The sequence below is a fragment of the Paenibacillus sp. XP01 genome, from assembly GCF_057364885.1.
The window spans coordinates 4447006-4459167 of sequence record NZ_CP139481.1 but is presented as its reverse complement, the minus strand read 5'-3'; the positions used below and the strand labels follow the sequence as shown (position 1 = coordinate 4459167).

Here is a 12162-nt window from a genome sequence, read left to right as displayed (position 1 = left end):
TGTATAGAGGGGATAATGTATCATCTTTCTTTTCCGTACAGCATCGAAGCGGATTTGCACAAAATTCAAAGATCAGCATTCAGGTCTGTCCATTGCTTTCGAGAATGCCATTATTTTATGATGATTTACGATAATGATAATCAATATCATTTGATTGAAGCGCATATTTATGGGGGGAAAGAAAAATGAAACAACAAGGCTTTCGCGCACTGAGCGCAACACTGATGATCGCGGCGTTATCCGCGCTGCTGGTTGCGTGCGGCAATCCGTCTTCCAATGGTTCAGGCGAAGGAGAAACAACGGCGGCCGCGTCGAACGAGTCTCAGGCAACAACCGAAGCAGCCGGAAAAGAAGAGACTACTGCAGAAGCGGAAAACACAAGCGAGACCAGAATTTTTAAAGATTGGAGCGGTCATGAGGTAGAGGTTCCGACCCATCCGCAGCGTGTCATTTACCATGGCGAAGTTACGGGGGATCTGTTGGTCCTTGGCGTTGTTCCTGTAGGTATCCTCAAAAATGAAGGGACCGTGTTCGACGATCAAGTGGCTGAAGCGGAGGACGTCGGCTTTCCAATCAGCGTTGAAAAGTCGCTTGAGCTGAATCCCGACCTGATCATTTTCTCTAATGACGACGCAGCGCAGTATGACCGCATTTCAAAAGTTGCCCCGACCGTGACGTTTAATTCCTTCTGGCCGTTAGAGGAGAGAATTCGCTTTTTGGGCGATCTGTTGAACAAAAAGCAAGAGGCAGAGACCTGGCTGGCTGCCCATGCCAAAGCGACAGAGGACATGTGGAAGCAGCTGCGCGAGCACGGGCTTAACGAAGACGAAACCGCGTCGGTATTCACGATGTATCCGGGTAACCGATTGTTCGTGATGGCCGGTGCCGGATTGCCACAGCTGCTTTACGGAGAGGGCGGCATGAAACCGACTCCCGAGATTCAGAAGGTGTTGGACGAAGGGCTTGGTTTTATCGAGATTTCGCAGGAAAAATTGCCGGAAATCGCCGGAGACCGCATTTTCATTCTTAATGCCGTGGGCCAGGAAGCGCAGCAATCGACGGAAGATTTGACCAAGAGCGAGGTATGGAACAACCTGCCCGCTGTGAAGGAGGGAAAGGTGTATCGCTTCGATATCGTCAAAGCATCGAGCGATGCCACTTCCAGAGAGTGGCTCTTAAAGGAGCTGCCGAAACAGATGCTTCAATAACAGACGTGTTAATCTGTATTGGAATAGAGGGCCTTCAACGTATTTTGTTGGACGGCTCTTTTTTCATTTCGAAACATGCGAATTTTACGCAGTCCTTCAGGTTCCTCTTCATGTATAGCTGTGTGAGCATATATGCTGGAATAATGACGGGTGCTGACGTATAATCAGAAGAAATAAATGGTTGATAACCATTCTCACTAGAAGATTCATGAGGTGAACGGCAATGCAAAAAATGAATGCAAACGGCGCTCCTTTATTTTTCGCGGCATTCCTGTTTCGATATCGTCATATCGAACGGTGCATCGAGCAATCCGGTCAAGTCATGCTTGAAGTGAGCTGTGACCGTCACACCCTCCTGTTCTGCGAGCAGGGAGAAGGCCGCATATATATTGGCCGAGAGTCTCATCCGTTTGTTTCAGGAAAAATCTATCCCTTGGCTCCGGGAGAAAACTATCAGCTGGAGCATGATCGCCCGAATGCCTTGAAATATATAGTGCTCCATTATGATGCTGTACATATGGTAACCGGTGATCCCGAACTGTACACACGTCCTCTTTTTGAAATAAGGGATCGGCTGAACGGATTTTCGCCGGCCCAGATCAGCGGCATGCTTGATTTGCTGCATTCGGGTCGACAGTATCGGACGGATGCGGAATATAGCCGGCTGAACGTGCAATTTCATAAATTGATGGAACTGATCGTGACCCGGTACACGTTGCCCAAAACGGAACAAAGCCCGGAAGCCCGGGTACAAGGCACGATTCAATACGTGGACGAGCACTATGCGCAGGATATCAGCGTTCAAAAATTGGCCAGGCTTGCCAATCTGCGCCCCGCACAATTTACGGCATTGTTCAGGCAAATTACGGGCCGCAAGCCCCTTGAATACGTAAATTACGTACGCATTGAACAGGCCAAGGAATGGCTGGCGTTGTCCGATGAACCGCTGCGTGATATTGCAAGCCGGGTAGGTTTTCGGGATGAATATTATTTCAGCAGACGTTTCCGTAAGCACACCGGTTTGGCCCCCCGCCAATATGACAAATCCCTTCAACGGCAAACGCTTGTTCAGGATTGGGCAGGGCATGAATTGAACATTCCCCGGACCCCCGAGCGCATATTGTTTTACGGAGAGTCGGCAGGGGACCTGCTTGCGCTCGGCATTCCCGTCCTTGACCACGCATCGCACGACGCTTTGACGCCCCTCGATTTGGAGTGGACCGTACAGAAACAGCCGGATTTGATTTTGTTCGACAGCAGCAACGAGCAGCTGTACCAGCGTCTTTCCCGCATTGCGCCTACGCTGATGTACAACTCCCATGCGGATTTGGAAGAACGTATGCGCAGAGTGGGCAGCTGGTTTGGCATGGGAGCGGAAGCAGAGGCGTGGCTGGGCGCTTACCATCGGAGATCGGAGGAGATGTGGGACAGCGTGCAGCCATGGATTCGGCCTGGGGAAACGGCATCGGTGCTGGTGCATCACCGGGGAGCTCGTTTGTTCGTTATGGGCAACATCGGACTGGCCCCGTTTCTGTATCATCCAAAAGGATTTATTCCGGTGAGCAAGGTGCAGGATGCCTTGTCCGCGGGCCGGGCATATAAGGAAATCTCAACGGAGTCGGTTAGCCAGTATGCCGGCGACCGCATCTTTGTCATGATGCCTGAGAGCGATACAGCGCGAATGGCGACGGAGCATTTGTTTGAAAGCGATGAATGGAAGGCGCTGCATGCGGTGAAAAGCGGACAAGTATACAAACTGGAGGAGCGTGTTTGGAATATGGGAGATGCGCTGACGAGCTGCAGGCTCCAGTCCCTGCTGCCGGAGCTGCTGAACGGATTGGACGTGTCGGTCTAATCGCCCTGTTTGGCGCTTGACGCGATGACCAGGCTTGTTCAAAAGGATGTTGCAGGCATTCCGGGAATCAAGCTATGATTACAAGTATTATGGTCGGAGGGGTGCTTGACATGACAGAACAACAACAGGCAGAAATGCGAGTGGCTTTGATTCAAGGCAATATCCAACTGGGGAACCCGGAAGCGAATCATGAACATATGCAAAGACGGCTCGAACAAGCGGTAGAGCAGTATCCGGATTTGGAGCTGGCCGTGCTGCCCGAGATGTGGAATACGGGCTACGCACTGGAGCAAATTCATGAACTGGCCGATCCGGAAGGAAAAAAGTCGAGAGCGTGGTTGTCGGCATTTGCGAAAAAACACCGCATTTCGATCGTGGGCGGCTCCATTGCCGAGAAACGGGGCGACCACATCTACAACGCGATGTATGCCTATAACAAAGAAGGGCAGGAGGTCCTTCGATATGACAAGCTGCATCTGTTTCGCCTGATGGATGAAGAAAAATATTTGCAGCCTGGCGCCGAACCGGAGCTGTTTGAATTGGAAGAGGGGCTGACGGCCGGTGCGTCCATCTGTTACGACATTCGTTTTCCCGAATTGGCCCGGACTCTTGCGCTGAATGGAGCAAAAGCATTGATTGTGCCTGCCGAGTGGCCTCATCCGAGATTGCATCACTGGCGCACGCTGCTGACTGCCCGCGCGATCGAGAACCAAATGTACGTGATTGCGTGCAACCGGGTAGGCAATGCAGGGGATACGTCCTTTTTCGGACATTCCCTCATTATCGACCCTTGGGGCGAAATTGTGGCCGAAGGCGGGGAAGAGGAAGAGATCGTGACCGGATTGATCCGGCCTTCGCTGGTGGATGAAGTGCGTGGGCGCATTCCTGTGTTCGAGGACCGCAGACCGGAAAAGTACTTTGGCAACTAAGAGTTCGAAACTTTGAAGACCAATCAGGTTAAAGCTTTGGGAGGATACCCAAATGTCCAATGTGCGATCACAAACCAAAGAAATTTTGCATCAAGCGTGCCATGACATGCGGGCTTGGACACAAAGAGATTGTGGGGCTGCTGCTTGAACGGGAGGTAGATTTTACCCAACCTGTCAGATTCAAAGGCAAGATGAGGTCATACGATGGAAGCCCGCTGGATCGGGCAGTTGAAGTGGGAAATGACGAGATTGTCCGTATGATTCGGCAAGCCAACGGTGCATGAGAAAAGCAACTGAGGTCGAAGATTGAAGAGAAGTGGGCGGAGCTAATGTGCCGGGTCACCGCAACCCGGCACATTAGCTCCTTTTTGATGCAGCGCTAACGAACCCCAGCCACCTTATATGGTGGATTTCATGCTCCTTGACGGCTAACGAACTTTAGCCACCTTATTTGGCGCAAAAGCAGCGGTGAGAGGGATGTTTTGCTTAAATAACGTGTGCTGAGTTCGTTAGCCTTCTATATCCACGAAATTAGACTTCATAAGGTGTCTCAGGTTCCTTACAGCTTCAGGAACATGTTGACGATACGCCTTTCAGTCGCTGTAGTGCAGGGTAAATTCATTCGTTTGATGTTTGTATACTCCTTCACTTTTGTTACTCCTCCGATAACCCGGATACCGTGTCTTTGAACGTTTGGATAAACGCTTCCGCCGCCTTGGATAACACCCTGCCTTGGCGATAGGCAACCACGAGCGTGCGGCTGGGCACAGGTTCTGCGAGCGGAACGTAGACGGGCACGAATTCGCTCCGCGGGGCCCGTGCAATGAAACGCGGCACCAAGGTAATTCCCATGCCTGTGGCCACTAGGGATTGCACGGTTTCGATGTTGTTGCTTTCGAACACGACCTGTGGATCGAACCCAGCCTTTTCGCAAAGGTCAAAGGTCAATTTGCGGAATCCCTGTCCTTTTTTGAGCACGATAAAGGACTCATCGCGAAGCTCTTCCATCGTGACGGGAACCGGATGCTCGGGATCGGCGCGCTTCGCCAGCGGGTGATGAGGCGGAACGGCCAAATCGATGCGTTCTTCCCCGATCGCAACGTAAGACAGACTCGGTTCCTGGAGCGGCAGCGAGAGTAGGCTGAGATCGGCTTTGCCGCTCGCCGTCAGCTTTTCCAGCGCGCCGCCCGCATCCTCCAGCAGGGTGATTTCAATGTCGGGGTAAGCCTGTTTATATGCCGGAAGCACGTGAGGAAGCAGATGTGAGCCCGTGATCGGCATGCTGCCGACGACAACCTTGCCTTTGCGCAGCTGGGAGATGTCGGACATCTCCTGGCGGAGCAGCTCCACGGCATCGACGATTTTTTGCGCCTGCTCCACAAAAGTAACCCCTGCATGGGTCAATTCCACTGTGCTGGTATTGCGCTGAAAAAGCAGCACACCAAGCTCCTTCTCCAGCTTGGACAACTGCTGGCTGAGGGATGGCTGCGCAATGTGCAGCTTCTCGGCGGCCCGGGAGAAATTGCGTTCGGCGGCGATCTGCAACGTATATTGAAGCTGTCTTAATTCCATCGTTCTTGTCATTCCTTTCGTTATGCCTACATTATAATCATTCCCCGCGAAGAAATCACTTGTCGGGATAAAACGCTCGCAGCTGCCCCGGCCGGGAACGGATTACGGAGCGCAGTCCCTTCAACATCTTTGGGGAAAATACGCAAAGGCCTGCCCCATAACGTTTATTTACACGATCAAATGTCTGGAAAAGCATTGACACACAAACACCGACAGCGTACTATGTAATTATGATAATGATAATTGTTATCAATAAAACCGCTGCAGCTTGCAATGGTTTATTTGCGTTTCATCCTGTATAGGTAAAACCTATCGCATCTATAGTTTTTATATCTTGGAACAATGAAGAGACGAGTGATATATTTATGTCATTCAAGAGCCGAGCCAATTGAAGGCGTCGAAGCTCTTCCAAGGACCGAACTTATGATGGGGTGAAAATGATGAGTAAAAAAACGATGTTTGAGAAAATCTGGGAAAACCACGTAATTCATCAGGAAGAAAACAAACCAAGCATTCTGTACATCGATCTGCATCTTGTACACGAAGTGACTTCGCCGCAGGCGTTTGAAGGTCTGCGCCTGAGCGGCCGCAAAGTCCGTCGCCCTGAGCTGACGTTTGCGACTATGGACCACAACGTACCGACGAAAGACCGTTACAACATTACAGATCCGATTTCCAAACAGCAAATCGATACCCTCTCCCAAAACTGCCGTGACTTTGGCGTGAAGCTGTATGACCTGGACACGCTTGATCAAGGGGTCGTGCACGTTATGGGTCCAGAGCTCGGCTTGACGCATCCGGGCAAAACGATCGTTTGCGGCGACAGCCATACTTCGACGCACGGAGCATTCGGTGCGCTGGCATTTGGGATCGGTACGAGCGAAGTGGAACACGTCATGGCCACGCAATGTTTGCAGCAGGCGAAAGCCAAAACGATGGAAGTGCGCTTCGTCGGCAAGCGCAACCCTGGCGTAACGGCCAAAGATATGATCCTTGCGGTCATCGCCAAATACGGCACGGACTTTGCGACAGGATATGTCATCGAATATACAGGCGAAGCGATTCGCGAACTGAGTATGGAAGAGCGCATGACGGTCTGCAACATGTCCATCGAAGGTGGAGCAAGAGCCGGCATGATCGCGCCGGATGAAACGACATTCGAATACCTGCGCGGACGCGAGTATGTGCCGCAAGGCGAGAAATTCGAAGAAGCCGTCGCATCTTGGAAACAGCTCGTAACCGATGAAGGCGCTGAATTTGACCGCGTCGTTGAAATCGACGTGGAAGCATTGATTCCGCAAGTTACATGGGGCACTAGCCCGGGCATGGGTACGGACATTTCTTCCCGAGTTCCCGTACCGGCTGAACTGCCGACCGAAAACGAACGCAAAGCAGCTGAAAAAGCGCTTGAATATATGGGACTTGAGCCGGGAACGGCCATCACTGACATCGAGATTGACTACGTATTTATCGGTTCCTGCACGAATGGACGGATCGAGGATCTGCGTGCGGCTGCGAAAGTGGCTAAAGGGCACAAAGTATCCAGCGGCGTTACAGCGATTGTGGTGCCGGGATCGGGCCGAGTTAAATTGCAGGCCGAGAAGGAAGGTCTCGATAAAGTATTTATCGAAGCAGGATTTGAATGGCGCGAAGCGGGATGCAGCATGTGTTTGGCGATGAATCCGGACGTACTGCAACCGGGCCAGCGTTGTGCGTCGACATCCAACCGGAACTTCGAAGGACGTCAGGGACGCGGCGGACGTACTCATCTGGTTTCCCCGGCGATGGCGGCAGCCGCAGCGGTCAAAGGCCGTTTCGTCGATGTGCGTGACTGGAATTTCAAAACGGAAGCAGTTATCTAAGAGCAGGGAACGAAGGGAGAACGGAAGATATGGAAGCATTCAAAACATTGCAAGGCATCGTGGCACCGGTTGACCGCGTAAACGTGGATACGGACGCAATCATTCCGAAACAGTTTTTGAAACGGATCGAGCGCACCGGATTTGGACAGTTTTTGTTCTACGAATGGCGCTTTGACGAAGAGGGAAACAACAATCCTTCTTTTGAATTGAACAAACCCCGTTATGAAGGGGCATCCATCCTCATTTCGCGCGCCAACTTCGGCTGCGGATCTTCTCGTGAGCATGCACCATGGGCGATCATGGATTATGGATTCCGCTGCGTCATTGCACCAACGTTTGCGGACATTTTCTACAATAACTGTTTCAAAAACGGCATTCTGCCGATCAAGCTGTCGGAAGAGCAGGTCGAGGACCTGTTCCAGCGCACCGCAGCGCATGAAGGTTATCAGCTGAACGTGGATCTGGAAAACAAAACGATTACGGATGCGCACGGCCTGCACATCGATTTCGATTTGGATGAACATCGCCGCCAGTTCCTGCTGCAAGGCTTGGACGACATTGGCCTGACGCTTCAGCATGATGATGCCATCACGGCTTACGAACAACGTCATGCCGCCAAACTTTTCGGCTAAACCAATGCTTTCCTCAAACTAAACCGTCGGACTGGACGGGGACATTCGTCTCTGCTTCAGTCGGCGGTTTTTCTTTTTCGATGCAGTTATTATGCCGTCGAAATATGACAACGTTGTAACCGGATTGCAGGACATTATCTGATAAACTGGTTAGTAGATTATGGAAAGATACATACGGACGTTCAAAAGAAAACAGATTGGTGGAGGATTTATGAAGAAATGGTCGACAGCTGTCTTTGCTTTGTTATTCCTCTGTTTGTTGCCTGTAGCGGCACATGCTGCTGACGTCACACCTTCCATTATCATCGATGGCGTCAGAGTGGAGCAAGCTGGAGCACCAGCCGAAAACATCGGCAAAACGGTGATGGTTCCCATTCGCATCGTGTCTGAAAATCTCGGTTATCAGGTGAAATGGGAGAAAGCTACCCAAACGGTATGGGTTGAAAAAAACAACAGCCATATCGAAATGAGCGCAGGCAAGACCTCGGCCACCGTGAATGGTACCGTAGTCAATCTGGATGCTCCTCCTTTGATCAGACAAGGCACGACACTGGTCCCCCTTCGTTTTATCGGTGAGGGCATGGGGCTTCACGTTGGCTGGGATAATGGTACCAAAACCGTCAGTTTGGAAAGCGTCCCGCCTGTTATCGAGAAGGACGAGCAGGAGGAGCCGAGTGAAGCACCGATTGCACAAACGGCACTGCTGCAAAGCATCAGTTATGACAATGATCGCTTGAGCGTAGCTGTTGACGGCAGCATCGCTCCGAAGATATCGAGTCTGTCCGGACCGGATCGAATTATGGTTGACCTGCCCGAAACGGCGTTCTCGTCTTCGTTTATCGAAGCACAAGCCGGATCGCCGGATGGCAGCGGCCGGATTGCCGTAAATGACTCCAGCATGGTATCCCAAATCCGTTATGCGTTGTTCAGCAGTTCGCCTTCAACGGTGCGTGTCGTGTTTGACCTGAAGCAGCCTGCGACAGCCAAATGGTCCCTCGGAGATAACAATGTACTGCTGGTAGATTTGACTGGAAGCCTTGGAGAATCGACAGCGGAACCTTCCATACCGGAGAAGGAAGGAAAGCAGGTCGTCGTGATCGATCCGGGACATGGCGGAAGACAACCGGGCGCGGAGAGCGTAACCGGAGCGCACGAGAAGGATTTCAATCTTGCGGTGGCGCTTAAAGTGCAGGCTTTGCTTCAACAGTACGATGCCATTCAGACCGTGGTGACGCGTCAGGACGATACGGAGCTATCGCTTCAGCAGCGCGTTGACATCGCTGAGCTGAATCAGGCGGTGCTATTTGTATCCATTCATGGAAACAAGTTTACGACTCCCGTCCCGAATGGCATTGAAACGTTGTACACCCGCAAGGAAAGCAAGGCATTGGCTGACGTATTGCACAAACACGTAATGCAGGCCACAGGACTTAAGGACCGGGGGATTAAGACGGCAAGCCTTCATGTCACGCGGGAAACAACGATGCCCGCTGTACTGCTCGAGCTTGGGTTTTTGAGCAATCCCGCGGATGAAGCCGTTATGCTTACAGAGGAGTACCAGAATAAATGCGCGCAAGCCATCGTGGATGGAATCGTAGAATATTTGGGCAATTAGCTGGTAATTGTTTCTTGTGTATGATTTAAGAACGCTCGTTGTTTCAAGATGTTTGATGGATAAAACTGGGCGAAGTTTGACATGAAAATGTAGAAAAAGCTTGATTTGACAGCGTTTATTCTCAGATATGTTGGAATATATTCGCAACTTTTGGTGGAAGCGGACGTCTAATGAGGTGTCCGGTAATGCCTAGTTGACCTGGCGGATCAAGGTCATCTTAACATGCGGCAATAAAATGTGAGAATGGTAGGGGTGAAGGATGAAGAAGTTCGGTTTTTTGGCACTGTTATTTGTCTTTGGGCTCGTTTTCCCGGGCTATAGCCATGCGGCCGCAGACACAAAAATTGTTCTTGATGGGAAGGAAATCGTGCAGCCATCCGACGCCAAAGCGGAAAACATCAACAGCAAAGTGATGGTTCCGATTCGCGTTATTTCTGAAAGTCTCGGATACGGCGTGGACTGGCAGCAAAAAACAAGCACCGTAACGATTTCCAAGGATAACACCGTCATGGAGATGGTCGTTGGAAAGAAAACGGCAAACGTAAACGGCAGTAACGTTAGCCTTGATGCCCCGCCAATCGTAAAAAACGGTACTACACTTGTGCCTTTGCGTTTTGTAGGCGAACAAATGGGCCTTAAGGTGGGTTGGAACAACACTACGAAGACGGTAACATTAGTTACCCAGAACTCGGGCTCCGGAAACGGAACGATCACACCTCCGAATGCAGGAAATGAAAGCGGAAGTTCAGATCAGGAAGGTCTTGTACTGGTGAACGCCATCAGCTTCAGCGAAAACCGCTTCATGATCGCCACAAGCGGCAGCACGAAGCCGAATGTTTTCACGATGACAGGACCGGATCGAATCGTTATCGATTTGCCGAACACTGCTTTCGCAGATTCTTTCAGCGAAGGACAAGCCTTGGACAGCAATCAGAATGGACAGCTCGTGGTTAGCGGTTATCCGGATGTGTCGAAAATTCGTTATTCGCTCTATAACAACAGCCCATCCACCATTCGTTTCGTCATTGATTTGACAAGTGCGAAAGGCTATGAAGTGGAGAGCGACTCAGGCCTTGTCGTCATCAACTTGAACAAAGAAGGACAAAACACAACCACTCCAGGTACTGGGGACGGAAAAAAGGTGGTTGTTATCGATGCGGGTCACGGTGATCATGATCCGGGGGCCATTGGTATTACAGGCAAAAAGGAAAAAGACTTTAATCTTGCAATGGCTTTGAAGGTTCAGGCCTTGTTGAAACAGGAATCAGGCATTAACGTTGTGCTGACGCGCAGTGACGATACGTTTCTTGAATTGAAGCAGCGCGTGAAAATTGCAGAGGACATCAAAGCAGACATCTTTGTTTCCATTCATGCGAATAGCGGTCCTGCTGCAGCGAATGGCGTAGAAACCTTCTATACGCGTTCGACCAGCAAAGCCCTGGCAGATATTATGCACAAACACCTCGTCCAGTCCTCGGGACTGAAAGATCGTGGAGTGAAAACGGCAAGTCTTCATGTAACCCGTGAGACAACCATGCCGGCGGTATTGCTGGAAGGCGGATTCCTCAGCAACGCAAGCGACGAGGCCGTCCTGTTCACCGAAAGCTTCCAGAACAGTGTGGCCAAAGGCATCGTAGCAGGGATCAAGGAGTATCTGGGAATCAATTAAGGGTTGTTCCTTATGATAGGAGGCGGAGTTAAGATGAACAAAAAGATATGGATTGCAGCATTGCTAGTAACAGTGATGGCAGTTGCTGCCGGATGTGGCAGTAAACCGACAGCAGCTCCAGCTCAGACCCAAGGTGCGACAACCGAGAACAATGTGACCGAGACAGAAGGCGAGACGCAAATTACGGATCCCGTAACGGCAGATCCGGAGCAAAACTCGACCGGAACGGATACGGTGACACAGAATGGATCGGAAGGCGGTTCTACGGGGTCTGCGAATACAACCGATTCTACGAATACTTCGGGCAACGGAACGAATGCGAGTTCACAAAGCTCCGAAACCAAAGGGAATTCCGAAAGCGTAAAGCAAGAAACGATCAAAGTGTTTTTCACGGACCCGGAAGAGCTTGAGCTGCACGAATCGACAGCCGGCATTTCATATGCGAGCGACCAGGATAAGTACAAGTCCGCATTCGAAGCGTTGCAGCAAAGCAGCGACGAGAAGCTTGTCCCGCTCTGGGCCAAGGAAATTGAACTCAAGTCCGTCACATTCAAAGAAGGCGCGTTAACGCTTGATATCCACATGCCCGATACGGCACGTTTGGGTGCAGGCGGCGAGTCTTTTGCTATCGAGGCTTTGAAAAATACGTATTTCCAATTCGACGAAGTGAAGTCCCTTGACCTGCTGGTCGACGGCAAACAGCTGGAAAGCCTGATGGGACATGTCGATCTGGAACATCCGATGACGAAATAATTCGGTTACGAAAAGGATGGCACGCTGTCAATCGTGAGTCTACGGGGAACGACCGTTTACATGAGAG

Annotated in this window: 10 protein-coding genes; 9 read left to right on the top strand and 1 reads right to left on the bottom strand. The window is 51.0% G+C overall.

From position 1 onward, the window contains the following. Positions 1–185: 185 nt before the first annotated feature. The 4 genes from SNR34_RS19950 to SNR34_RS19935 all read left to right on the top strand — a co-directional run bounded on the left by SNR34_RS19950 (position 186) and on the right by SNR34_RS19935 (position 4276). Complete coding sequence (locus SNR34_RS19950; RefSeq protein WP_236419681.1) at positions 186–1208, top strand: ABC transporter substrate-binding protein; 1023 nt, start codon at positions 186–188, stop codon at positions 1206–1208. A gap of 223 nt (positions 1209–1431) precedes the next feature. Further along, positions 1432–3063 (top strand): AraC family transcriptional regulator, encoded by a 1632-nt coding sequence (locus SNR34_RS19945; protein ID WP_486180043.1) that lies wholly within the window; start codon positions 1432–1434, stop codon positions 3061–3063. A 110-nt stretch (positions 3064–3173) separates the two neighbouring features. Then, complete coding sequence (locus SNR34_RS19940) at positions 3174–3992, top strand: carbon-nitrogen family hydrolase (RefSeq protein ID WP_486180042.1); 819 nt, start codon at positions 3174–3176, stop codon at positions 3990–3992. Between the two features lie 59 nt (positions 3993–4051). Then, positions 4052–4276: an ankyrin repeat domain-containing protein gene (locus tag SNR34_RS19935; RefSeq protein WP_236419674.1), complete on the top strand. Its 225-nt coding sequence runs from the start codon at positions 4052–4054 to the stop codon at positions 4274–4276. 370 nt (positions 4277–4646) lie between these two features. Here the strand turns inward: SNR34_RS19935 and SNR34_RS19930 are convergent, their stop codons facing one another. Continuing rightward, positions 4647–5564: a LysR family transcriptional regulator gene (locus tag SNR34_RS19930; protein ID WP_486182492.1), complete on the bottom strand. Its 918-nt coding sequence runs from the start codon at positions 5562–5564 to the stop codon at positions 4647–4649. A gap of 440 nt (positions 5565–6004) precedes the next feature. Between SNR34_RS19930 and leuC the strand changes: the two genes are divergently transcribed. The 5 genes from leuC (at position 6005) to SNR34_RS19905 (ending at position 12095) form a co-directional block, all read left to right on the top strand. Beyond that, the gene (gene leuC / locus SNR34_RS19925) at positions 6005–7426 is read left to right on the top strand and encodes a 3-isopropylmalate dehydratase large subunit (protein ID WP_236420093.1); all 1422 of its coding nucleotides are present in this window, start codon (positions 6005–6007) and stop codon (positions 7424–7426) included. A gap of 29 nt (positions 7427–7455) precedes the next feature. After that, positions 7456–8058, top strand: coding sequence for a 3-isopropylmalate dehydratase small subunit (gene leuD / locus SNR34_RS19920; RefSeq protein ID WP_236419670.1), 603 nt, complete (start codon positions 7456–7458; stop codon positions 8056–8058). Positions 8059–8269: 211 nt separating this feature from the next. Further along, positions 8270–9673 (top strand): N-acetylmuramoyl-L-alanine amidase family protein, encoded by a 1404-nt coding sequence (locus SNR34_RS19915; RefSeq protein ID WP_486180041.1) that lies wholly within the window; start codon positions 8270–8272, stop codon positions 9671–9673. 259 nt (positions 9674–9932) lie between these two features. Beyond that, positions 9933–11342, top strand: a complete 1410-nt coding sequence (locus SNR34_RS19910; RefSeq protein WP_486180040.1) for an N-acetylmuramoyl-L-alanine amidase family protein — start codon at positions 9933–9935, stop codon at positions 11340–11342. Between the two features lie 33 nt (positions 11343–11375). After that, positions 11376–12095, top strand: coding sequence for a GerMN domain-containing protein (locus SNR34_RS19905; protein ID WP_339273171.1), 720 nt, complete (start codon positions 11376–11378; stop codon positions 12093–12095). Positions 12096–12162: the final 67 nt, after the last annotated feature.